This window comes from Arthrobacter sp. TmtSoilC77 (assembly GCF_059739415.1).
On the sequence record NZ_AP046050.1, the window covers coordinates 3,989,101 to 4,011,929 of the forward strand.

Consider the following 22,829-nt stretch of genomic DNA (forward strand, 5'->3'; position numbering starts at 1 on the left):
CCCTCTTTGCCGCCGCGGCCTTAGGAGCTCGACCGCGGATGCATGATCCGCATCTGGTCCCATGTGCGCTCCGAAGCCGCGATGTTCTGGTTGGAGCGTTCGCGGTCCAGGGAGGCAAGTTCGACGGCGATCGCCTGGACCGCGGCCACCGCACCTGTAAGGGACGGGAAGAAACCGGCGCCTTCGGTGGGCACGACGATCCGATGCTGGGCATGCACGGCCACAGGTGACCCTGCGCTGTCAGTGATGGAAACAACCGGCGCACCGATGTTGTGGGCAATATCGACGGCGCGAATGGTGCTGTCATAAACCCGCCAAAGGCTGATGGCGATGACCAGGTCCTCGGCGCCCAGCCGCGCGATGGCATTTGTCAGTGCAGCGACGTCGGCATCGAGGAGCCGGACGTTGTAGCCGGCGATGATTGCGTTGTGCTCCAAGGCCTTGCCGGGGATGGCGTAGCTTCCTGCTGCCACAATGAAGGTTTGTCGGGCACCGGCGATGGCCTTGGCAATCAGGTGGATGGTGTCGGCGTCCAAAGTTCGTTCAAAATGGGCCAAATTCGCGCGATCGGTTGAGACGGCAGCCTGTGCAGGACTACTGATATGGCCATTATGCTCCGCAGCAACTTCCACTGCGCTCAGCGACGCCAGGAACCGTGACCTGAGCTCGAATTGGAAGTCAGCCCAGCCCTTGAACCCCAATGTTTGAGCGGTCCTGGTCACCGTGGAGGCGTTCGAAGCGGCTGCTGCAGCAATGTCACTCACAGACCCGTAGGAGGCAAGGCGCGGCTGCGAGCGCAGGATTCCAACCACCTGCATTTGGCGTGCTGCAAGCTTCCGGCCCTGGACACGACTGTCGAGCCACTCAGTCAACGTTGACGAGTCGAAATCTTCTTCCACCTATTGACCTACCTCACACTTTCGCCGTACCTTCGATACATCGCATCTGCACAGACTTGTGCATATTCCTAAAAATGTACAACTTGGCCCACTTTGGCAGGAATCACCATGTCTCTCACCGCACGCTTGGATCGTCTGGCTCTCAGTCGACCACACTACAAGCTTCTCCTCATCGGAGGCCTCGGCTACTCATTCGACGGCATGGACGGCGCAGTGGTCGCGTTCCTGCTCCCTCGAATCCAGGAATTGTGGGGCCTCAGCAATGCCAGCCTCGGCCTGGTAGGTTCAGCTGCCCCGCTGGGCTTCTTCTTCGGCGCGATCCTCTCCGGATGGATGGGCGACCGATTTGGCCGGAAAAAGGTCATGCTGTGGGCCCTCGCCTTCTACTGCGTTATGTCAGTGGTTGCGGCCATGGCTCCCACCTTCGAAGTGTTCCTGATTGCACGGATCTTTGCAGGATTGGGGGCGGGCGCAGAAAGTGTCATCATCGCGCCGTTCCTGTCAGAGTTCATTCCCCCAAAGCGTCGCGGCTGGTTCATTGGGACCCTTGCCGGCTTCTTCTCCTTCGGCTTCGTGGGCGCTGCGTTGATTGGCCGCTTCATCGTGCCTATGGGTGAGGACGGCTGGCGCTGGGCCCAAGTGGTTACGGCCATACCCATCCTTCTCCTGCTCTGGTGGCGCCGTAGCCTGCCTGAATCCCCGCGGTTCCTGATCAGCCGTGGCCGCGTGGCCGAAGCAACAGAGGTGGTGGAGCGCTTTGAACAGAGCGTCGTCAAAGCCACCGGCAAAGACCTCGCTTCGCTGCCTCCAGCCCAAGAGGAGATCGCCAAGCATGAGCAGAAGATCAGCATCTGGAACGCCCTGAAGTTCATGTGGTCAAAGGCCATGCGTCGTCGGACGGCCGTTATCTGGCTGATCTGGTTCGTGATCACCTTCTCCTACTACGGCTTCTTCTCATGGATTCCCACGCTGTTGGTTGGCCGGGGTATCACCGTAACCAAGAGCTTTGAATACTCGATCATCATTTACCTGGCACAGATTCCGGGCTACTTCTCAGCAGCATGGCTGTGCGACCGGATCGACCGCAAGAACACCATTGCCTTGTACCTTGCGGGATCGGCGCTCAGCGCGTTCTGGCTGAGCCAATCCAATGATTCCGGCATGATCCTGGTAGCCGCCGCAACGTTGTCCTTCTTCCTGAACGGTACGTATGCCGGTGTTTACGCCTACACTCCGGAGCTCTTCCCCACGTGGATGCGCGCCACCGGTGTTGGCCTGGCCAGCGCAGTTGGTCGTATCGGCAGCATCCTCGCACCATCCATCATCGGCATCTTCTCAGCGGCCCTCGGTTTCGGTGGGGTGTTCACGATGACCACGGTGGTGTTGACCATTGGCGTTCTTGGCGTGGTGATCTTCGGCGCCTCCACGGCGGGCAAGTCCTTGGAGGACATCAACGCCCGTGCTGAACATGATCCGGCTCCAGCAGGAAAGGCGTAGCAATGAGCGGAAACTTCACGAAAACCGACACTACGTTCCAACACGCTTTCGACGCCCTGCAGCAGGACCCCGGCGTCATCCTCTTCACCGCCCTCCAGTGGATCCCCCAACGTTCCAGCCTCAGGCGGCTGTTCACCAGCCACCCGGCCGAGTACCCCGTGGGCGGCGAGAAGACGGTCGAAATCTCACCAGGCTGGCTTGGGACGGTCATTGAGCACAAGAAGCCGTTCCTGGCCCCCGATCTGACAGCACTGAGGGACGTCTTCGCGGACTCTGCGCTCATTCAGCAACTCGGCTGCGGCGCCGTCATCAATGTGCCTGTCCTCGACCCGCAACGCAACGTTGTAGGTGTCCTGGCGCTACTGGACGCAGAAGGCAAGTACACGCAGCACAGCGTGGAAGCCGCCGTCGAGCTGGTCAACGCGAATCTGGCCGAACTCGTCCAAGCCTTTGAAGCCCATCCCACCGAAGTCCCCGCACCCACCGAAGTCACTGCAGATACCGAAGCCCCCGGGAAGGACACCGTTTAGCATGAGCACCACCCCCAAAGCCGCCCCGCTTGTCATCCGCAACGCAAGCGTCCTGGACGTCAAGGCAGGCACGTACTCCACTGCCGACGTCGTGAGTGTTGATGGAAAGATCAGCAGCATCGGCGCCGATGCCCAGGCGCCTTCCGGAGCACGCGTGATTGATGGCACCGGCAAGTTCGTCATCCCGGGACTCATTGATGCGCACGTCCATGTGGTCGCGTCCAGTGCTGACTTCCGCTCGCTGACCTGGACACCGGCGTCGTATGTGTACGCACAGACAGCCCGGATCATGGGAGAGATGCTGCGCCGCGGTTTCACTACCGTCCGCGACCTGTCCGGCGCTGATTTCGGCCTGGCGATGGCCCAGCAGGAAGGGTTGCTTGAGGGTCCGAAGATCCATTTCTGCGGCCACGCCCTGAGCCAGACCGGCGGCCATGGCGACATGCGCCTTCCCGGCGAAGACCACGACCCCAATGGGCGTGGGTGCTGCGGAATCGGTCGCGTAGCCGACGGCGTCGATGCAGTACGGGCAGCCGCCCGCGACGAGATCCGCAAGGGCGCCCACCACATCAAGATCATGGCATCCGGTGGAGTCTCCTCCCCCACGGACCGCATCGACTCCACCCAATACTCGATGGAAGAAATGCGGGCCGCGGTGGAAGAAGCCGAAGCCGCCAACCGCTACGTCGCGGCGCACGCCTACACAGCACGCGCCATCAACCGAGCGCTCGAAGCCGGCGTCCGCTCGATCGAACACGGAAACCTCCTGGACGACGAAAGCCTCAAGCTCTTCATCGAGAAGGACGCCTTCCTGGTTCCCACGCTCGTCACGTACTGGGCACTGAAGGAAGAGGGCAAGGAATTCGGGCTTACCGAGGAGATGTGGGCCAAGGTGGACTCCGTACTAACCAGCGGGCTGGAGGCCATCTCCCGGGCACACGAAGCCGGCGTAAAAATGGCTTTCGGCTCCGATCTCCTGGGCGGCATGCACCGCCATCAGAACGAACAGTTCAGACTGCTCGGCAAGGTCCAGCCAGCAATCGACGCCATCCGCTCAGCAACCACGACGGCGGCCCAGCTGCTTGAGCGCGAAGGTGAACTTGGCGTGATCGCACCTGGCGCGGACGCGGACATCCTGGTGCTCGGCGCCGACCCCGTGGCGGACGTTTCCGTGCTGGCAGATATGTCGGAGCATCTCGAATTCCTGATCCAGGACGGCAGGGTGATCTCCTAGCCAGGGCTCGGGGAAAGGCATGTTGGTTTCCAACCTTCCTTGCCGCCGCCGCGGGCGGAAACTGAGCCAAATGGGTCGATTTTGCGCGCTCAAAAAACCAAAAGGGTCAGGAAGTCCCACGGTAAGTAAGCTTATTAATGGATGGCGCATGACGTCGTCTCGGGCAAAACCGAACCGAGTCAGAGGAGGACATTGTGACCACGAAGGTAGACAAGACAATCCTGGTCAACGTTCCGGTGAGTACGGCCTACAGTCAATGGACACATTTCGAGGAGTTTCCCCGTTTCATGGGCGGAGTGGAACGCGTGACGCGCCTGGGCGAGGACCGTCTGGAATGGGTAGCCGAGATCGCTGGCGTCCATCGCCGCTGGGAAGCAAAGATCGTCCAGCAGGACATGGACCGGGCCGTGGCCTGGGCCGCGGTGGAAGGTGCCAAGAATGCCGGCTGGGTGGACTTCAAGGAAGCCGGACCGAGCCAAACGTCCTTGCATCTGTCGCTGGAATACGAACCGCACGGCGTCCTTGAATTCCTGGGCGACAAATTACATGTGGTTGAAAGGCAGGCGGAGTCGGACTTGAAGAAGTTCAAGGAATACGTCGAGCACAAGGCACCCGAACGGGCTGCTGACACGAGCACCATGGCTACACCTGCCGACACAACAACCGGCACAAGCGCGACAACCAGCACGAGCGCAGCAGCCGGTGCCGCAACAGCGGCCAGCACCAGCGCAGCAGCAGGGGCTTCAACAGGGGCCGACAAGGATGCACCCACCGACGTCCCGATCGTAGATCCCATCACGCACGCCTTCGATCAGACCAACGGCCTGGCAGATCTGGACGGCGATTCCGACGAGACAGCGGACAGCGATACGCGCAGTGCCGCGGAACGGAAGGACGACGAGGGCTTCGGCCCGGGTTACATCCCACCTATGGGCGGGCTGCCCGGCCAGCGGTAGCGGGCACCCCCACAGAAGAAACAACCAGTGCCGCCCGGATCACCAAGATCCGGGCGGCACTCCTGTTAATAACCTCTGGTTGCAAGGGCGTTGTTAAGGGCCGCTAGTTCTGACCGGCATAGGCGACGGCGGGCATCGCCGGCACCTGTATGCCCTCGCCGATGTAGAAGCTCGGGTGCGGCGGCTGGTTGTAGGCCACGTTCTCCCGGGCGACGGACGTACGGTATACGGTGTCGTGCATCAGCGTCCGCAGGCGAACATCGGTGGGAGCCGTGGTGGTGTAGATGCGCAGCTCGGTGCTGTCCGTGGATGGCCAGGCGATCTCTTCACGCCAGTCTCCCAGGATGTCTGCCTGGATGGACGGGTTTCCCTTGGTGGTGTTGTTACTGCGGGCGCCGTCGGCCGTCAGGAGACGGTCGCTCTGTTCGGTTTCCCAATTCCACTTGGAGATGGTCGGAACGCCACGGGACACCGTGGCATCGTAATCGTGGTCCACAATCTCACGGAGGAGATCGCCATCCCACCAGGCCAGGAAGTTCGCTGCGGGAATCTTCTCCGCGATCAGCTCTCCCTTGGCAGACATCAGCTGGCCTACGGGTGAATCCCACGCAGCGGAACCGCCTACCGCCCAACCTTCAGCCCCGGCATATCGGGGATCGATGTCCCCTGCTGCTCCGCGGCCGGTGTCCTTGATGGCCGGGATGCTCCAGAGAACCTCACCCGTGGCAGCGTCACGGAAGGTGGCTCCCCTGTTGCCGCTCTGGCTCATGCTTTCGTGGACAGCGAAGGTTTCAAGGCCGGGCCTGGACGGATCAAGGTCGCTGGTGTGGATCGCGTCGCCATGGCCCAACTTGGTGTTGTAAAGCGGCTGGCCGTTGTCATCGATGGTCATGGAGCCAAAGACGAACTCGTCCTTGCCGTCCTGGTCCACGTCCACTACGGAGAGGTTGTGGTTGCCTTGCCCCTTGTATTGGTCACCGGCCAGGTTGGAATCGAACGTCCACCGCTTCACGAGCTTGCCGTTCACGAGGTCGTACGTCACCAGGACGGTGCGGGTGTAGTAGCCACGGCTGAACATCATGGACGGGTGTTCGCCGTCGAGGTACGCCACGCCCGCAAGGAACCGGTCCACGCGGTTGCCGTAGGTGTCGCCCCAGCTGGAAACGGTGCCGCGCTCGGGTGCGTAAGCCACCGTATCCATGATGGTTCCGGTCTCGCCCTTGAAGACCGTCAGGAATTCCGGGCCGGACAGGACATAACCGGAACTGTTGCGGAAGTCGGCGTCGGCGTTTCCGATCACCGTGCCCGCCGCGTCACGGGTGCCGTCCGCCGTCTTGAAGGAAACTTCGGCCTTGCCGTCGCCGTCGAAGTCGTAGGCCAGAACCTGGGTGTAGTGTGCGCCGGCGCGGATGTTGCGTCCCAGATCGATGCGCCACAGCTTGGTACCGTCCAGCTTGTAGGCATCGACGTAAACGTTGCCCGTGTAGCCGGACTGCGAGTTGTCCTTGGCGTTGGACGGCGCCCACGTCTGGATGACCTCATACTTGCCGTCGCCGTCGAGGTCGGCCACGGTGGCATCGTTGGCCGAGTACGTGTAGGCCTTGCCGTCCGGAGTCACGCCGTCGGCGGGCTTATCGAGCTTGATGGCCACGTAGTTCTGCGCCAGCGGCGTGACGGCTTCGGTCAATTTGTCCTGGCCTTGGCCATTTCCAACGGTCTTGATGACGTAGCTGGACTCCGCGGTTCCGTCAGGGTCCACGAACATTGTGGCGTTGCGGATGGGCTCCTCGGTGATGTTGACGCCGTCACGCAACACCTGGAAACCGACGGTGTCCTCATCCAGGCCGAGCATTCGCCAGCTCACGGTAACGCCTTGATCGGTTAAGACGGCGACGGGTGCGCGGTCCAGGTATTCCACCTGGCGCTTGAGCGTCGGGCCAGCCTTTTCGGCAGGCACGACGCCGGGAAGACCGGATTGCGTTGGCGGGCCGACCGGGGCCGGAGCTGCTTGGGCGACCGGGAGTCCCGTCAGGGCTATGGCTGCGGCGGCCAGGGAAGCTGACGCTGCCAACGGCAGGCCCCTGAACGCACGGCCGTTGGTACTGCGGGAGGAACACTTCATGGGGTAAGCCAAAGAACATCTCCTTTGATGCTGGGCGGCAGTGGGCCTGCCGAACGCGGTTTGGAACGTTTCAATACATGGCAAAGCGCATCCCTCGCAATGGTTCAAGGAGGGTGAGAAAACGCTTTCCGCCTCAATGTTTACCAGTGGCAAAACACGGCAGTCAAGAGTTTGACAGAAGTGAACAGGCCGGGACTCGCTTCCTCCTGACCTTCTTTGCTGCCGAAGGGCCCGCAAATCCAACTGATTGGAGTTGTTTTGACGCGGTCGAAGATTCAAAGAAAGTCAGGAGCCCACGCCCATTCCTCTAAGGGGTAGCGTTCCAAGGGAGTGGTCCACCCTTGAAAGGAACATCATGACTACCTGGCTCATCACTGGCTGCTCCACCGGACTCGGCCGCGCGCTGGCCCAAGCCGTGCTCGCGCGGGGCGATAACGCCGTCGTCACCGCCCGCGACGTTTCCAAGCTGCAGGACCTGGCCACAGAATTTCCGACGACGGCCCTCGCCGTCGCACTCGATGTCACCGAGCAGTCGCAGATTGAAGCCGCCATGAAGGAGGCCGAAGAACGCTTTGGCGCGGTGGACGTCCTGGTCAACAACGCCGGTTATGGTTACCGCGCAGCCATTGAAGAGGGCGACGACGGCGATGTCCGGGCGCTGTTCGATACCAACGTTTTTGGTCCGGTGGCCATGATCAAGGCCGTCCTGCCTGGGATGCGCTCCCGCCGATCCGGTGCGATCGTGAATATCTCCTCCATTGGCGCCCGGATCTGCCCGCCCGGTTCCGGCTATTACTCAGCAACGAAGGCGGCGCTGGAAGGCCTGTCCGGCTCGTTGCAGAAGGAACTGAAGCCTCTGGGAATCTCCGTGACAGTGGTGGAGCCCGGTGCATTCCGGACCGATTTTGCGGGGCGTTCGCTGACTCAATCTGCCCAGGCGATCCAGGACTACGCAGAGACGGCCGGGAAGCGTCGCAAGGAAAATGACACCGTCCACGGCACCCAGCCCGGCGACCCGGACAAAGCAGCAGAGGTGATTATCGCCGCGGTCCAAGCAGCTGAAACACCAGGCTTCCTGCTGCTGGGTGCCGACGCCGTCTACGCCTACGGAGCGGTGGAGGAAGCCCAGCGCGCCGAGGTGGATCGTTGGCGCGAGCAGAGCATCAGCACGGGTTACACGGAGTAACGTCCAACGTGTAATCGGTCACACTTGGCCGGATCAGCTTGTCAATCGCGGTAGGCAGCATGAACCATGAATGAGGGAATTCGTTCCCATACAAGCTGAATCAGCAATCCTCACCGACGAGGATGCGGCCCCTGCGAAGAAGCTTGGGGCTGTTAACGGCCTGAGTGAAAGTACTGACAATGACGACACATACTGACTCCATCACGCTGAAAATCTGGGACAAGTCGGCAATCGACCACACCATCGACGCCGCCATCCGGGATCTTTCCCCCCGCGCCGCTGCAGAAAACTGCGGCATTGCAGTAACGCTCAGCGGACCGAAAACCTTCACCGTTAGCCTGAGCCGCTAAGCAGCTCAAACGCACCAGAAGAGGACGACGCCGGGACCTCCCGGCGTCGTCCTCTTGCGTTTTCTGCGTCGTCCTCCTGCGTTTTCTGCATATTGACGCCGTCCGGGAACTCCTGATCAAACCTTGAGACTTCCTTGATGCTTTGCGGGCAGCTTTCTTGCGTTCGCGTTGGAACCCTAAGTGAAACACCACTTCAAGGTTCGAACGGAGGTATCCCACATGTATCGGGGCGTCAATTCAGAGACAACTCCCGCACCACGAGGATCCCATCGTGCCCCTGGCGGTGTGGTTACGGTTCTGGTCCCGGCACACAACGAATCCGCTGGCATTACCCAAACCCTTATCTCGCTGAACAACCAGACCCGCCGCCCTGATCGCGTGATCGTGGTGGCCGATAACTGCACTGACGATACTGAAGAACTGGCTTTGGCCCAGGGCGTCGAAGTCTTCCACACGGTCGGCAACAAGGATAAGAAAGCCGGTGCCCTGAACTTCGCCCTGGGCCAATTTCTTCCCGGAGCTGATCCCGACGACCTGGTTCTGGTGCAGGACGCCGATTCGCAGCTCGCCCCGGACTTCATCGAAAATGCCACCAACAACCTCCTCAACGACGAACTGCTGGGCGCCGTGGGCGGAGTGTTCAGCGGTGGACCCGGAGGCGGATTCGTAGGACACCTGCAACGAAATGAGTACGCCCGCTACGCCAGGGATATAAAGCGCCTCCACGGCAGATGCCTGGTAGTCACAGGGACTGCGGCGCTATTCCGCATCAAAACCCTTCGGGACGTCGTCTCAGCACGATTGAACGGTACGCTTCCTCCCGGAAACGGCGAGGGCGGCGTCTACGATACCTCGGTGCTGACCGAAGACAACGAATTGTCCTTCGCACTCCTCACCCTCGGATACCGCATAGCTTCACCATCAAACTGCACGCTGGTTACCGAAGTCATGCCCACGTGGCGGGAACTATGGTCGCAGCGGCTTCGCTGGAAGCGCGGAGCCGTGGAGAACTGTGTGCAGTACGGATGGACCAAAGTCACCAGGGCCTACTGGGGACGGCAGTTTCTCTCCATGCTCGGCGTCCTGGTGACCCTGGCCTATCTCGGATCCATCATCTTTGCCCTGACCACCGGAATGGGGCTGAATCTCCACCCATTCTGGCTCGCTGTCACCTGCATCTTCGTCCTGGAACGAATAGTAACCCTGCGTTTCCGGGGTTGGAGGTACATGTTGCTTGCCGCAACCATGTACGAAACCGTCATCGACGTTTTCCTCCAGGCAGTCCACGCCAAGGCCTACCTGGACGCCGCACTCAACAGAAAGAAAGTTTGGTAAACGACTCATGTACAACAACCCGGCAGGATCCGTAGGCGCAGCAATTGCAGGAGGCGCCGGCTCCGGCACTCTTGCCATGACCGGCGCCGGGGACCTCTTCTGGTTCGCACTGGCCGCCTTCGCCATTCTGGCTCTTGGCCTGGCCATCAAGAGGATGGTCCCGGTCCGCGCGCCGAAAAACTAGCGCATACAGAGAAACCATCAAGCCCAGCAAACCCGCAGTTGTGTCGGATCACGCCCCCAGCGCGACACAACTGCGGGTTTGTTGCCTTAACCCGACGTTCCCTAACTTACGAGTGCCGTGTTGGCGGAGTACTTGGATACCGAGGTGTACCCGGCCTTCGTTCCTGTAACCCGCACCCGCATGGTGTCTCCTTGATCCGCGCCCACTAGAACGTAGGTCCTGGCAGTTGCCCCAGTGATCGCAACACCGGAGCGATACCACTGATAGGTCAAGGTGGTTCCCGAGGTCCACGTCCCCGGGTTGGCAGTCAGTGTGGAACCAACAGTGAGCGTCCCTGTGACCGTGGGAGTAGGGGCAAGCAGCGTACCGGCCACCACGGCAGCCGTGGGTGCCGATTCCTTGGTGGCGGTGGCGTAGCCGGCTTTGGTGCCTGTAACCCGGACGGTCAACGTGGCACCTTGATCCGCTGCTGCAAGGACACGCGTGGGGGCCGTTGCACCGGCGATGGCCGTGCCGTTCTTGAACCACTGATAAGTCAACGCGGTTCCAGTGGTCCACGCGCCTGGGTTGGCAGTCAATGTTGATCCCACTGCCGCCGTTCCGGAGATAGTGGGTGTTGGGGCCGTCAACGGGATGCCCGGTACGAATGAGAAATCACGGATCGTCACGGATTCAGGTGCCACATGGGCAGCATCACCGCCGCCACCTCCGGTAACCCAGAGATTGAAATGGATCTGTTCGTTGGCCGGAAGTGGAACTGTGGAGCCCTGCAGGATCGTCCTCTTCAACAGCGTTCCTCCGTAGCCTTCGCCGGCAAACGTCTCAAAGGTGAGCTTGCCCGGTTCCCAAACCATCCTGTGGGTAAGGATCGGGGCGTTTGTGACATCGAACGTGACAGTGTTGTTGCCCTGTCCAGGAGGCAGTGTGGCGTCAAACCAATAGCCATGGCCTTGGGTGACAGGCCAGTTCTGGCCGTAGGCAGCTCCGCCTCCCCAAGCGGACGCCTCGCAGAGGTCGATTTCCGTATAGCCAGGTTCCGCCGCGGGGTCGTAGGTGAACAGGCAACCCCAGACCACTTCCTTCTGGAGCGCGCTCACGTCCTTTTCCACCGTGGTGCTGTACGTTCCGTAGCCGAATCCCTCACGCGTGGACTGGAACTCTGCACCCTTGGGAGCCGAGCCTGTTGGGTTGGTGATGGACAGTTTGACGTACCCATTGGCGTCCGGGTTGCTTACGTTGTTGGCGTCCCAGCTCGCGTTGTACATCGGAGCCCCGCCCCAGAAGCGCTTCTGCCAGTTGAAACCCTTCCAGGCAAAGCTGCCCACAGGGCCGGGATCCTCAGCCATGGGGGTTGTATCGGCCGCCCGGGAGGGGCCCGCTCCAGCGAGCATTGATAAGCCCACCGCCAGCACAACGGCCAAACCTGCTGCTTTTATTCGCCCATGCGGAATGAGCCCTACTGACCATGCCATAGCCGTGTCCTCCATTGATGCGCCCAGACTCGTCGTCGGCAAAAACCGGCGACCGCAAAGACGTTCCACCCCCACGAGGAACGTGCAGTTCCTCGATTATCAAGTAGACGTGAGCCCGTAGGAAGGGAATTGACGAACCAAAACGGGCGATATGCCATCAATTGGATAACGGCAGCGTGGCCGGGAGTAATCTTGGCTTTGTCTATTCATTTCGCGTTCACATCATGACGCCGGGAGGTCGCATCACGATTCGCAGCGCTGGAATCCTGCTGTACCGGCACGGTTCCACTGGAGAGTTGGAACTCTGGATTGCCCACATGGGTGGGCCTTTTTGGGCGCACAAGGATCAGCATGCGTGGTCAATTCCCAAGGGTGAATACCTTGAGGATGAAGATCCGCTGATTGCTGCCCGACGCGAATTCACCGAGGAGATTGGTACTCCACCGCCACCCGGCGACTACATGTTGTTAGGGGTTTTCAAACAGCCCTCCGGCAAACTCATCACGACTTTCACTGCAGAGGCAGACTCCTTCCAGCCCGATGAAATCGTCAGCAATACCTTTCCCATGGAATGGCCCAAGGGGTCCGGCTCCATCAAGGAATTTCCTGAGATAGACGATGCCCGATGGTTTGGGGAAGCCACGGCCCGGACAAAGCTCGTCAAAGGGCAGCTGCCGATTGTGGACGCGTTGGTCCGGCACCTTGGCGGGAAAGCCCTTTAGAGCCTCTCGCCAAAGTGCCGAAATTAGGCACCCTTTTTGGTAACAAATTGCCGAATCCAGTCAATGGTCTCCGGGTGGTCCAAGTGCAGGCCATGTTGTGCTCCGGGAACCCTGACAAGCACCGAACGGCAAATGTGCTCGCGGAGCAGGACGGCGTTCGGTAACGGCGTAAGGGCATCCTCGGTGCCATGAATTATCAGAGTCGGGGCCTTGATATCGCCTAGCCGGCTCCAGGCATCGTGCTCACGACTGGCCTTGAAATGCCGCGCCTTGGCCCAGGCCGAAGCGTGGGAAGCGAAGAACGTCTGCGTGGCCTCCGGGTTGTTGCGCACCCAGTCTTCATCAAAGAAGAGCGGTACCAAGCGGTCCATATCCCCGCTGACGAGGGCTTGCAAGGCAGCCTTGGCCGGGGCCATACCCTCCCCCGGCCACTTGCCTCCACTGGTGGCTGCCAGGACCAGCGTCCGTACTTTCTCCGGATAGTCGATGGCCAACCACTGCGCTACGCGTCCGCCCATGGAGTGGCCGTACACGTGTGCTACATCAACGCCCGCAGCTTTGAGGACCTCGGCTGCATCCCCGGCCATCAGCCTCGTGGTGTACCGCACGGCGTCACCCTTGGTGCTGCGGCCAATGCCCCGGTGATCGAAACGGATGACGCGGTAGGAGCGGGAGAGAAGCTTCGCCGTCGGGCCCCAACCGTCCATGGCGGTCGCTTGGCCGGCAATCAACAGCATTGGTTCGCCGTCGCCTTCGGACGTCCAGGCGAGTTCAGCGCCATCGGGGGCCACGGCAAAGTTCACCGTGCCACTGTATCTTCCGGACGACGCCGGCGCTGTGGCGTACGACATAAGGAGCTGCCGTTCGAAGCGTCGAAGCATTAGCGTTGAATAATGACCGCTGAGTACAGGTACGACGTCGAGGTTCTGCATCTTTTGGTGTCGCCGGCGCACGCCTATTTTGGCCGTGCCCGCGAAGGTGCTGCGGACGTTCCGACGACGGATGCTAGGCAGGCCGAGCTTGTGGCCGGCAAGGGCATCGTCGGGGACAGGTTCTTCGGCAAGGCCGCCCACATGGACGCCGCCGTGACGGTATTCGCGGTGGAAGCACTCGAGTCCATCGCCGCTGAACTGGATGCCGGACCTTTCGATCCGTTGGCAACCCGGCGAAACGTAGTGCTTCGCGGGGCCGAGCTGGCTCCGTTGCTGGGGCATGAGTTCACTCTGGAGTCCGGCGGCGACTCCGTGCGGCTAAAGGCAGGCAGGCCGGCACATCCTTGCGCCTGGATGGACCAGATGCTGGCACCGGGGGCACACAAGGCGATGCGCGGCAGGGGTGGGGTTCGCTGCCAGGTGATTTCCGGGGGTCTCCTGCACCGCGGACCTGCTGTCTTGGTAAGCCCCGTGTCATTGGACCCATCCCGGGCGGGCTAGGCCACGGTGCTACGGCCATCCCGGCTTCCCTGATTACAGCAGGCTCACACCTCTTCAGCCGCCGGCGCGGCAAACTGCGCCTCATAGAGTCGTGAATACGCCCCACCAGCAGCGAGCAGCTCAGCGTGTGTCCCCTGTTCCACGATCTGCCCGGATTCCATGACCAGGATGAGATCGGCGTCGCGGATGGTGGAAAGCCGGTGCGCGATGACGAAGCTGGTCCGGTCAGAGCGGAGTGCGTTCATGGCTTTCTGCACCAGGACCTCGGTACGGGTATCCACCGAGCTGGTGGCTTCATCAAGGATCAGCACCGACGGACGGGACAAGAAGGCGCGGGCGATGGTGAGCAGCTGCTTCTCGCCGGCGGAGACATTGCCGCCTTCGTCGTCGAGCACTGTGTCGTAGCCCTCGGGAAGGGAACGGACGAACCGATCCACGTAGGTGGCCTGGGCAGCTTCAAGGATCTCGGGTTCGGAAGCAGTGGGCCGGCCATAGGCGATGTTGTCGCGGATGGTCCCGCCGAACAGCCACGTATCCTGCAGGACCATGCCCATCCGCGAGCGCAGTTCCTGCCGTGACATGGTGGCGATGTCCACGCCGTCGAGGGTTATGCGTCCTGCGTCCAGTTCGTAGAAGCGCATCATGAGGTTCACCAGGGTGGTCTTGCCCGCACCTGTTGGCCCAACGATGGCAATGCTTTGACCGGGCTCGGCCACCAGGCTAAGGTCCGTGATGAGTGGCTTGTCGGGCAGGTACCGGAAGGACACATTCTCGAAGACGAGCCGCCCGCGCGCGGGGCCCCTGGACTGGCCGGAAACAGGTTCCGGGGATTCTTCCTCCTCATCCAGAAGGTCGAACACGCGTTCCGCCGAGGCAACGCCGGATTGGAGCATGTTGGCCATGGATCCCAGTTGCGCCAAGGGCATGGTGAACTGCCGTGAGTATTGGATGAAGGCCTGCACGTCACCCAATTGCATGGCTCCAGAGGCCACTTGCAGGCCGCCCACCACAGCGATGCCCACGTACACCAGGTTTCCGATGAACGTCATGGCCGGCATGATCAGCCCGCTCACGAATTGTGCCCCGAAGCTTGCCTGATACAGCTCGCTGTTCTTGGCGCGGAACTTCGCTTGGACTTCGTTTTGCCGGCCGAAGACCTTCACCAGCGCGTGTCCGGTGTACGTTTCCTCGATCTGCCCGTTGAGCTCGCCGGTGTTTTTCCATTGCGCGACGAACAGTTTCTGTGAACGCTTGGCAATCACCACCGTGGTCCCCAGGGTGAGCGGGATGGTCACCAACGCAATCAGGGCCAGCAGGGGCGAGAGCAGGAACATCATCACCAACACGCCAAGCACGGTCAGCAGCGAGGACACTACCTGGCTGATGGATTGCTGCAGGCTTTGGGAGATGTTGTCGACGTCGTTGGTCACCCGGCTGAGCAGCTCACCACGTTGGATGGAATCGAAATACCGCAGGGGAAGCCGATGGATTTTCGCTTCGATCCGCTCACGGAGGCGGTACACCGTCCGCTGGACGACGCCGTTGAGCACGTAGGCCTGCATCCAACCGAACGCTGAGGCCAGGACATACAGCGCCAGCACCCAGAGCAGCACGGAGGACAGCGCACCGAAATCAATGCCGACGCCGGGTGTCAGGTTCATGGCGCCCAGCATGTCGGCCTTGTTGTTCTCGCCGGAGGCACGCAGGCCAGCAATTACTTGGGCTTTGGAAACCCCTGGGGGCAGTTGTTTGGACACGACGCCGGCGAAGATGAGGTTGGTTCCTTCGCCAAGCAGCCTGGGTCCGATCACGGACAAAGTAACGCTGACCACTGCGAAGACCACCACAAGTGTCAGCCAGAACCGCTCAGGCCGCAACGTGCCCAGGAGCCGCCTGGCCGAGGCACCAAAGTTGGCGGCCTTCTCGGCCGGGATGCTCATTCCAGCGAACGGACCACCACGTCCAGGCCCCATGGGTGGCCGCTGTGGCCCGCGTTGACCAGTTGTCATGGCGCTCATGCCGCCTCCTCCGCAGCTAGCTGGGAGGACACGATTTCCCTGTACGTTTCGGAAGTCTCCAACAGCTCATCGTGCGTTCCCTGCCCAACGATCCTGCCGTCGTCGAGCACTAGTATCTGGTCCGCGTCCGCGATGCTGGAGACGCGCTGGGCGATGATCACCAGCGTGGCACCGTTGGTGTGATGTTTGAGGGCCAGCCGGAGGCGGGCGTCGGTAGCCGTGTCCAGCGAGGAAAACGAATCGTCGAAAATGTACAGTTCCGGCTGTTTCACCAGTGCCCGGGCAATGGCCAGGCGTTGCCGTTGCCCGCCCGAAACGTTGGTGCCGCCTTGGGAAATGGGTGCATCCAGTCCACCTTCCATTTCTTCGACAAAGTCCCGCGCCTGGGCCACTGAAAGGGCCTGCCACAGTTCAGCGTCGCTGGCGTCGGGTTTGCCGTACTGAAGGTTGCTGCGAACAGTGCCTGAGAACAGATATGGCCGTTGGGGCACCAAGCCGATATGCCCCCACAGCAGGTCCGGATGCAGCTCGCGGATGTCCACGCCGTCCATTCGAACCGCGCCTGCAGTGGCGTCGAACAGCCGCGGCATGAGGTTCACCAACGTGGTCTTCCCGGCGCCGGTGCTGCCAATAATCGCCGTGGTCTGGCCGGCCAGGGCGGTAAAGCTGACGCCGCTGAGCACCGGCTGCTCGGCACCCGGGTAGGCGAATCCGACGTCGCGCATCTCCAGTTCGCCCCGCCGGATACCGCCGGTAACAGGATTCGACGGCGGCTGGACACTTGATTCGGTCTCCAGCACCTCCCCGATCCTGTCGGCGGAAACGGACGCGCGCGGGATCATCACGGCCATGAACGTGGCCATCATGACGGACATCAGGATCTGCATGAGGTAGCTGAGGAAAGCGATCAGCGTGCCTACCTGCATGGAACCGTCCTCGATCCGGAACGAGCCGAACCAAATCACCGCCACACTGGAAATGTTCATGACAAGCATGACCACCGGGAACATGAGCGCCATCAAACGGCCTGCACGCAGCGCGACGTCAGTGACGTCGTCGTTCGCCTTTCCGAACCGGGAGGTCTCCATGTCTTCACGCACGAACGCCCGGACCACGCGGATGCCGGTGAGTTGTTCGCGCAGGACACGGTTGACGGCGTCGATCCGAACCTGCATTTTGCGGAACAACGGAACCATCCGGGTAACGATCAGCCCGACGGCCACCAGCAATACCGGCACGCAGACCGCGATCAACCAGGACAGTTGGGCGTCCTGCCGAACTGCCATGATGACGCCGCCAATGCTGAGCATGGGGGCCGCAACCATGAGCGTGCAGGACATGAGGACCAATTGCTGAACCTGCTGGACATCGTTGGTGGACCGTGTGATCAAGGACGGCGCCCCGAACTTGGTGACTTCCTGCTCGGAGAACTCCCCCACCCTGGCAAAGATGGCGTCTCTCAGGTCGCGGCCCATTCCCATGGCTGCCTTCGCGCCGAAGTAAACGGCAACCACGGCACAGGCGATCTGCAGCAGGGTGATCAGCAGCATGAGGCCGCCCATGCGCAGGATGTAATCGGTATCGCCGGTAGCCACGCCGTTATCGATGATGTCGGCGTTGAGCGTAGGCAGGTAAAGGGACGCGATGGATTGCGCCAATTGAAAAACGACGACGGCAACCAGCAACCGCTGGTGCGGCTTCAGGAACCGAACGAGAACCTTCCAAAGCATGGGGACTCCGAACCAACGTAGTGAACCGAAGGCCAGTTTACGTCTGGTTGCTGTGGGCAACTAGAGGGAAAATCAGCCCACTGCTTTCCTGTTCAAACCTTGCAGGGCAGCCTGCGTTCCGGTGCCGCTTTTGGGCAGGTACGTGAAAAGACGGAGGGCAGGGAACTGCGGAACACCCAGCACCATGGGAGCGAAGCTAAGGCGGCCCACCGCCGGGTGGTCGTACACAACATCCACGTGATACGAATCGCCAACCACTTGCCGCTGCCATAATTCGCGGAAAGCTTCCGAGACCTGGCACAGGCCCCGGGCCATGGCATCGAAACGGTGATCGTCAGGGAAGTTGGCTGATTGCGCACGGAACTGCGCCACCATGGAGCGGGCCATCATCTCCTTGTGCACGTGCGGCCGGGCAAGCTCGGGATCCGTGAAGAACCGTTGGAGGCAGCTTTCGCCCACACGCGTATCGAAGGTTTCCGCGGCCGTCGAATTCATGACCACGACCGTCCAAAAAGGGTCCGCGACGTAGCTGGGATTCGCCATGGCATCCACCAGTTGCTGCAGCAGAGCGAGCTGGGCGTCGCCTACGTCGAAGCTGTGGCCGGCAGCCTGTCCCAAAGCCGGCCCACCGGCCGCGCTGTCCTTATTGCCGGTCAGACCCGAACGACGCGCGGACGCGAGCCGCCGGACGTACGTCCGGTCCTCCGGGCTCAGCCGCAGTGCGTTCGAAATGGCATCGAGGATTTCCTCCGAGGCCCCAATGGCCCGCCCCTGCTCCAGCCACGTGTACCAGGAGACGCCGACATTGGCCAGGACGGCCACCTCTTCGCGCCTGAGCCCGGGAGTCCGGCGTCGTGGGCTGACTGGTAATCCGACATCCTGAGGACGGGTCTGCTCGCGGCGCGTGCGGAAGAACTCGCCAAGGCGGGCGTGGTTGGAGCGGGCTTGATGGGAAAGAGGCTGGTCGGCAGGCAATGGGTCTCCAGTAAAAAGACGAGCGTCCGGCCGACCTTCGCGGTGACGCGGGGGTCGGCCGGACGAACCGGTGAGCAGGATCCAAACGGATGTTTCCGTGTTCCTGCAGGATCTGGTTACTGCAGGATCTAGTTACTGCAGGACCCGCTCCCGTTCGGAGCGCACGTCCAACTGCGCGTATTCCTCGGCTGCCAGGCGTGTGGCGTCCTCCGGGCTCATGCGCGGCTCCAGGTTGAAGAGCGAAGCAATCTTCTGGAGGCGTTCCTCCGCCGAACCTGACACAACGTGGAAGGGGATGCCCAACTCGTCCATGGTGTGCTGCAGGATCTCATCCGACATGTTCCGGAATTGATCATTGACCGGGCGGTGTCCGTCAGCAGAGAGCGGAAGCTCGTTCTTCAGGTGCACGAACACATCGAAGGAGTTCTTGACGTGCCTCTTGAAGCTGTTGCCCAGACTGGTCATCACCTCTTCGAAGAACGCCAGTTCCGGAGTCTTCTCCACACTCTCCCCCGCAGCCAGGTGCGCTGAGGCACTGGGGTTCAGCCCGAGGGAAACCCGCACGGACCCGTAGATCCATTCCTGCAGCGATGAACCGTCGGAGATGAAACCTTCCGAGAGCTTGTCCTCGTACACGGCACGCTCCACATGTCGGGTCACGATCATCTGGATGAGCTCCGCGGCGGTGCATTCCTCAAGGGTCTTGCCAGGGGCGGCCTCGGGCAGGATTTCCCGCATGGTCCTGGCCCTGGTGCGGGGCAACCCGGTGTAGTGGGACAGTGCCATGGACGTGAACGTCTTGCCCGAGGAATAGGTGCCCGAAATGCCAATGCGCACAAGGAACTCCTAGTCGTTGACCAGCTGGAGGGTGCCCGCGGCGCTGAGCTTGCCCGCGAATTCGATTGCAGCGTCGCTCAGGTCCGCTTCTGCAACCTGGCGGGTGCCATCGACGTCGCCATTGAGGACCGTGGGAGCGAAGCGAACGTGGGTTGCGTCCTGGATGCCCACAAAGTTCAGCCAGTCAGCGAAGAAGGTGCTGCTGAAGTCGGAGCCGAAAGCGGCCGGAACACCCGGAGCGTAAACCCCGCTGGTGTGGATCGCCAGGGCCTGCTTGCCCTCCATGAGGCCGCGGTAGCCCTGCTCCGGGTCAAAGCCGAAGCTCCAGCCGGGCTGGGTGATGATGTCGATCCACTGCTTCAGCACGTAGGGGACGCCCGAGTTCCACATGGGGATGTTGAAGACATATGCGTCGGCTGCAGCGAACTGATCAAACACAGCGCGTGCGGATTCCCAAGCGGCAACCTGCTCCGGCGTCTGGTCCTGTCCGGTGAAGACAGCCATCTTGGCGGCGGCCGCGATCCGACCGAAAACAGGCAACGCACCGTCGTCGAACAAGTTCAGGGTCTCCAGCTCAAAGCTCTCCGGACCGGCAGCCTGGACGGAGTCGATAAAGTGCCGGGCCAACCGCAGGGAGTCGCTGTTGGCGTAGCGGGGAGAAGCGTTGATGTGGAGGATAGTAGGCATTGGCTTCCTTTCGAGGCTTTGCTGCGGGGACGCTTTGTGCCCCGTATTCGATCCTCACCCGGCCGCTGGGTGCCGCGTAAGAACGCACTTTTTTGTGCCTAGGGCACCTCAAAGTGCCCTCCCCTGGAAGGCTTCACATTGCCGGAGCGGTCCCTAGGATTCTTCCTGTGGAAGAATCCGGAAGCCCCATCACGGGCCAAAGCAGCGGCACGTCCCAGGCTGTGTACACCGACATCGACGGCACCGTCACCGCCTACAACACCATTTTCGAGTTCCTCCGCTTCGACGCCGGCTACTCCCGCCAAGCCGAAGCGGAGGACTTCCTTGAGGGCCTGCGGGCCGCAGCCAGGAATGGCGTACCGCGCTCCGTGACAAACGCCCGATACTTCAGCTGGTGGCGGGGCCGCAGCGTGAGCGAAGTCCAGGAACTCGGCGAGCGCTGGGCAGATTTCCAGGCCTCGTCACCGGATAGCTGGGCCTTCCTGGAACCCGTGGCTTCCCTCCTGGACAAACACACCTCGGAGGGACGGCGCATCGTGGCCGTCACGGCATCGTTTGAGCCGGCTTTGGTACGTGTTCGACGGCGGTGGCCCCACCTTGAGCTGCTGTGCACGTTCCCTACTACCGCCAATGGCATATATACCGGCGACATCGGGGAGGCCCTGGTAGCCGACGCCAAGGCGCGGGCCGTGGCAGCACACGCTGCAGCGTTCTCGGTGGATCTGTCGGGCAGCTTCGCCTACGGGGACCACAGTTCGGACCTTCCTTTCATGGCCTTGGCCGGAGAATCGCTGCTGGTCACCCCGGTTAAGGTTTGAGTCACCGGTTCCCCACCTGCAACAACCCCCAAGTATGCTGTGGCAAGCAGTCCACTTGATGAGGAAAGTATTGGGGATATGACTCTCACGGCTGAACAGAAACGCATGAAGGCCCGGAAGCACTACAACGCTTCCCTGGATCTTTGCCCGGCACGACAGCTGCTTGAGGCCATCAGCAGCAAGTGGGTCACCTTGGTGATGCTCGCGCTGGAGGACGGGCAGCAGCGCCACAGCGACCTCCGCAAACGGATACCCGGCGCAAGCCAGAAAATGTTGACCTCCACCCTCCGCTCGCTTGAACGGGATGGACTGGTCTTACGGCATGTGACCGTCTCCGTCCCCGTGCGAACTGACTACGAGCTCACTCCGCGCGGACATTCGCTGCTGCGGATCATCTTCGAGATGAAGGAGTGGGCCGAGGAACACATGGACGACGTCGCCGCCTCCCGCATGGAACACGACCGCCACCGGCTCGCTTTCAACTAGCGCCGGGACACCGGAAATGCACCTGTTTTGCCTGCACCACGCGGGCGGAACCACGGCCAGTTTTGCGGGCTGGCGTTTTGACGGCGTGCACGTCACCAAGCTCGGATACCGCGGCAGGGATTTCCGTTCCGTTGGTGCCGCCGCGGCCGCCATGGCCGAACGAATCGCAAGCTCGCAGTCGGGGCAGTTGGCGCTCTATGGCCACAGCATGGGCGCCGTGCTCGCCTTCGAGGCCGCCCTTCGGCTTCAGGACACCGGGCGGGTGCTGCACGTGTTCCTGGCAGCCGCGCGGCCGCCGTCGGGAATGTACGACGCCGGCGCTGCCGCGGCAGCCGCTTTCGGCGCCCACTCCGGGCGGGCCCGCGAAGTACTGCTTGAGGATCTGGAATTGTTGGACAGCTATCCCGGGAGGCTGCCCGCCGGCCAGTTGAAGGTGCCGGCCACGGTCCTCTACAGCCCTGATGATCCTGTGGTTACGGCTTCAGAGTCACGGCGCTGGGCGGACTGGTGCGCGCAGAAGCCACGATTGATCGAGGTAGTCGGTGGGGGACATCTGTTCCATATAGGAAACCCGAAGGTCAGGGCGTTTGTGGCAGCCACCCTGTCGGACGCCAGCGTTCACACCGGAACACTTTAGCGCCACGGAAAACGCCCGGCGACGCCCGGATATGGGCAGCGCCAGGCGTTTTCCGTAGCAGTGAACGAGAAAGCCCTAGGCTCCCGCGCTCACGAGTTCGCGGTCAAGGGCGGTCTTGCCGGCAGCGAATATGGCGGCCATTTCCGCAACGCGCCGCCCCAGGTGCTCTGCGGTAGCGATGTCTGAGGGATGAACGCCTTCGACACCGACGTCCGAGAATGTCTGCGCCGCGGCTCCGTTGAAGTAGCCAAAGCGGTTGAGATCGTTTTCCGTGCCCTTGGTGCTCTTCCATCCCGGGAGAAGGCCCAGGTTGATCCAGTTCATGCCGTGCTGGGCTGCGAAAGTGGAGAAGTAGTCCAGGGTGGAATTCTTGTCGCCGGCCTTGCAAGCGGCATTGGTAAAGCCGGCCCCCAGCTTGTTGTGCCATTTCTGCACGGCCCAGCGGCCTGCGGTCTTCTCGGCGAACGCATGGAATGCCGATGGCGCCGTGCCCATGTAGGTAGGGGCGCCGAAAATGATGGCGTCTGCCTGGTCGATGAAATCCCAGGATTCCTGGGTCAGCTCATCCACGCGAAGGAGAGCCGTTGTGGCTCCGGTGGCGGCGGCAGCGGAAACCACTGCGTCTGCCAGGACCTTGGTGTGGCCCGAGCCTGAAAAATAAACAACTGCAATCGCCGGAGTGGCCATCAGTGTCCTTCCTGTTTGTTCTGTGTGGTCGTGC

Annotated in this window: 23 protein-coding genes; 13 read left to right on the forward strand and 10 right to left on the reverse strand. The window is 61.6% G+C overall.

Annotation, left to right across the window (positions count from 1 at the left end; translation table 11 throughout):
• Nucleotides 1-20 precede the first annotated feature (20 nt).
• Entirely contained in the window at nucleotides 21-899 is an 879-nt protein-coding gene (locus AC6I99_RS18305) for a MurR/RpiR family transcriptional regulator (RefSeq protein ID WP_224088923.1), read from the reverse strand.
• A gap of 108 nt (nucleotides 900-1,007) precedes the next feature.
• On the opposite strand from AC6I99_RS18305, the gene AC6I99_RS18310 reads away from it, so the two are divergent.
• From AC6I99_RS18310 to AC6I99_RS18325, 4 genes are all read left to right on the forward strand, one after another.
• The gene (locus AC6I99_RS18310; protein ID WP_224088924.1) at nucleotides 1,008-2,396 is read left to right on the forward strand and encodes an MFS transporter; all 1,389 of its coding nucleotides are present in this window, start codon (nucleotides 1,008-1,010) and stop codon (nucleotides 2,394-2,396) included.
• A gap of 2 nt (nucleotides 2,397-2,398) precedes the next feature.
• The gene (locus AC6I99_RS18315; RefSeq protein ID WP_497961462.1) at nucleotides 2,399-2,926 is read left to right on the forward strand and encodes a GAF domain-containing protein; all 528 of its coding nucleotides are present in this window, start codon (nucleotides 2,399-2,401) and stop codon (nucleotides 2,924-2,926) included.
• 1 nt (nucleotide 2,927) lies between these two features.
• Nucleotides 2,928-4,160, forward strand: coding sequence for a metal-dependent hydrolase family protein (locus tag AC6I99_RS18320; protein ID WP_497961463.1), 1,233 nt, complete (start codon nucleotides 2,928-2,930; stop codon nucleotides 4,158-4,160).
• A gap of 194 nt (nucleotides 4,161-4,354) precedes the next feature.
• Nucleotides 4,355-5,116: an SRPBCC family protein gene (locus tag AC6I99_RS18325; protein ID WP_497944409.1), complete on the forward strand. Its 762-nt coding sequence runs from the start codon at nucleotides 4,355-4,357 to the stop codon at nucleotides 5,114-5,116.
• Between the two features lie 103 nt (nucleotides 5,117-5,219).
• On the opposite strand, the gene AC6I99_RS18330 is transcribed toward AC6I99_RS18325, so the two are convergent.
• Nucleotides 5,220-7,238, reverse strand: coding sequence for a rhamnogalacturonan lyase (locus AC6I99_RS18330; protein ID WP_497961465.1), 2,019 nt, complete (start codon nucleotides 7,236-7,238; stop codon nucleotides 5,220-5,222).
• A 355-nt stretch (nucleotides 7,239-7,593) separates the two neighbouring features.
• Between AC6I99_RS18330 and AC6I99_RS18335 the strand changes: the two genes are divergently transcribed.
• The 4 genes from AC6I99_RS18335 to AC6I99_RS18350 all read left to right on the forward strand — a co-directional run bounded on the left by AC6I99_RS18335 (nucleotide 7,594) and on the right by AC6I99_RS18350 (nucleotide 10,293).
• Complete coding sequence (locus AC6I99_RS18335; RefSeq protein ID WP_497961467.1) at nucleotides 7,594-8,424, forward strand: oxidoreductase; 831 nt, start codon at nucleotides 7,594-7,596, stop codon at nucleotides 8,422-8,424.
• 179 nt (nucleotides 8,425-8,603) lie between these two features.
• On the forward strand, nucleotides 8,604-8,774 hold the full coding sequence (locus AC6I99_RS18340; RefSeq protein ID WP_216926503.1) for a hypothetical protein: 171 nt from the start codon (nucleotides 8,604-8,606) through the stop codon (nucleotides 8,772-8,774).
• Nucleotides 8,775-8,954: 180 nt separating this feature from the next.
• Nucleotides 8,955-10,109, forward strand: a complete 1,155-nt coding sequence (locus AC6I99_RS18345; protein ID WP_497961469.1) for a glycosyltransferase family 2 protein — start codon at nucleotides 8,955-8,957, stop codon at nucleotides 10,107-10,109.
• Between the two features lie 7 nt (nucleotides 10,110-10,116).
• On the forward strand, nucleotides 10,117-10,293 hold the full coding sequence (locus AC6I99_RS18350) for a hypothetical protein (protein ID WP_497961470.1): 177 nt from the start codon (nucleotides 10,117-10,119) through the stop codon (nucleotides 10,291-10,293).
• A 101-nt stretch (nucleotides 10,294-10,394) separates the two neighbouring features.
• Here AC6I99_RS18350 and AC6I99_RS18355 read toward each other — a convergent pair whose 3' ends face one another.
• Entirely contained in the window at nucleotides 10,395-11,765 is a 1,371-nt protein-coding gene (locus AC6I99_RS18355) for a hypothetical protein (protein ID WP_497961471.1), read from the reverse strand.
• Between the two features lie 242 nt (nucleotides 11,766-12,007).
• Between AC6I99_RS18355 and AC6I99_RS18360 the strand changes: the two genes are divergently transcribed.
• Nucleotides 12,008-12,487: an NUDIX hydrolase gene (locus AC6I99_RS18360; protein WP_497961996.1), complete on the forward strand. Its 480-nt coding sequence runs from the start codon at nucleotides 12,008-12,010 to the stop codon at nucleotides 12,485-12,487.
• Between the two features lie 23 nt (nucleotides 12,488-12,510).
• Here the strand turns inward: AC6I99_RS18360 and AC6I99_RS18365 are convergent, their stop codons facing one another.
• Nucleotides 12,511-13,290 carry an alpha/beta fold hydrolase gene (locus tag AC6I99_RS18365; protein ID WP_497961473.1) on the reverse strand — a complete coding sequence of 260 codons (780 nt, stop codon included), beginning with the start codon at nucleotides 13,288-13,290 and terminating at the stop codon, nucleotides 12,511-12,513.
• Between the two features lie 90 nt (nucleotides 13,291-13,380).
• Between AC6I99_RS18365 and AC6I99_RS18370 the strand changes: the two genes are divergently transcribed.
• Nucleotides 13,381-13,920, forward strand: coding sequence for an MOSC domain-containing protein (locus AC6I99_RS18370; RefSeq protein WP_497944405.1), 540 nt, complete (start codon nucleotides 13,381-13,383; stop codon nucleotides 13,918-13,920).
• Nucleotides 13,921-13,964: 44 nt separating this feature from the next.
• On the opposite strand, the gene AC6I99_RS18375 is transcribed toward AC6I99_RS18370, so the two are convergent.
• The 5 genes from AC6I99_RS18375 to AC6I99_RS18395 all read right to left on the reverse strand — a co-directional run bounded on the left by AC6I99_RS18375 (nucleotide 13,965) and on the right by AC6I99_RS18395 (nucleotide 20,167).
• A complete protein-coding gene (locus AC6I99_RS18375) occupies nucleotides 13,965-15,938 on the reverse strand; it encodes an ABC transporter ATP-binding protein (RefSeq protein ID WP_497944404.1) in 1,974 nt (657 codons plus the stop codon).
• A complete protein-coding gene (locus AC6I99_RS18380; RefSeq protein WP_497944403.1) occupies nucleotides 15,935-17,668 on the reverse strand; it encodes an ABC transporter ATP-binding protein in 1,734 nt (577 codons plus the stop codon). The genes AC6I99_RS18375 and AC6I99_RS18380 overlap by 4 nt, the downstream gene beginning before the upstream one ends.
• 72 nt (nucleotides 17,669-17,740) lie before the next feature.
• On the reverse strand, nucleotides 17,741-18,643 hold the full coding sequence (locus AC6I99_RS18385; RefSeq protein ID WP_497944402.1) for a helix-turn-helix transcriptional regulator: 903 nt from the start codon (nucleotides 18,641-18,643) through the stop codon (nucleotides 17,741-17,743).
• 132 nt (nucleotides 18,644-18,775) lie between these two features.
• Complete coding sequence (locus AC6I99_RS18390; RefSeq protein ID WP_497944401.1) at nucleotides 18,776-19,480, reverse strand: AAA family ATPase; 705 nt, start codon at nucleotides 19,478-19,480, stop codon at nucleotides 18,776-18,778.
• Nucleotides 19,481-19,489: 9 nt separating this feature from the next.
• Complete coding sequence (locus tag AC6I99_RS18395; RefSeq protein WP_224088943.1) at nucleotides 19,490-20,167, reverse strand: FMN-dependent NADH-azoreductase; 678 nt, start codon at nucleotides 20,165-20,167, stop codon at nucleotides 19,490-19,492.
• A 167-nt stretch (nucleotides 20,168-20,334) separates the two neighbouring features.
• Here AC6I99_RS18395 and AC6I99_RS18400 point away from each other — a divergent pair, with 167 nt between their 5' ends.
• From AC6I99_RS18400 to AC6I99_RS18410, 3 genes are all read left to right on the forward strand, one after another.
• A complete protein-coding gene (locus tag AC6I99_RS18400) occupies nucleotides 20,335-20,985 on the forward strand; it encodes an HAD family hydrolase (RefSeq protein WP_497944400.1) in 651 nt (216 codons plus the stop codon).
• Nucleotides 20,986-21,063: 78 nt separating this feature from the next.
• Complete coding sequence (locus AC6I99_RS18405) at nucleotides 21,064-21,471, forward strand: winged helix-turn-helix transcriptional regulator (RefSeq protein WP_223934520.1); 408 nt, start codon at nucleotides 21,064-21,066, stop codon at nucleotides 21,469-21,471.
• 16 nt (nucleotides 21,472-21,487) lie between these two features.
• On the forward strand, nucleotides 21,488-22,108 hold the full coding sequence (locus AC6I99_RS18410; protein ID WP_497961475.1) for a thioesterase II family protein: 621 nt from the start codon (nucleotides 21,488-21,490) through the stop codon (nucleotides 22,106-22,108).
• A gap of 75 nt (nucleotides 22,109-22,183) precedes the next feature.
• Here the strand turns inward: AC6I99_RS18410 and AC6I99_RS18415 are convergent, their stop codons facing one another.
• Nucleotides 22,184-22,795, reverse strand: coding sequence for a flavodoxin family protein (locus AC6I99_RS18415; RefSeq protein WP_497961477.1), 612 nt, complete (start codon nucleotides 22,793-22,795; stop codon nucleotides 22,184-22,186).
• Between the last annotated feature and the right edge of the window lie 34 nt (nucleotides 22,796-22,829).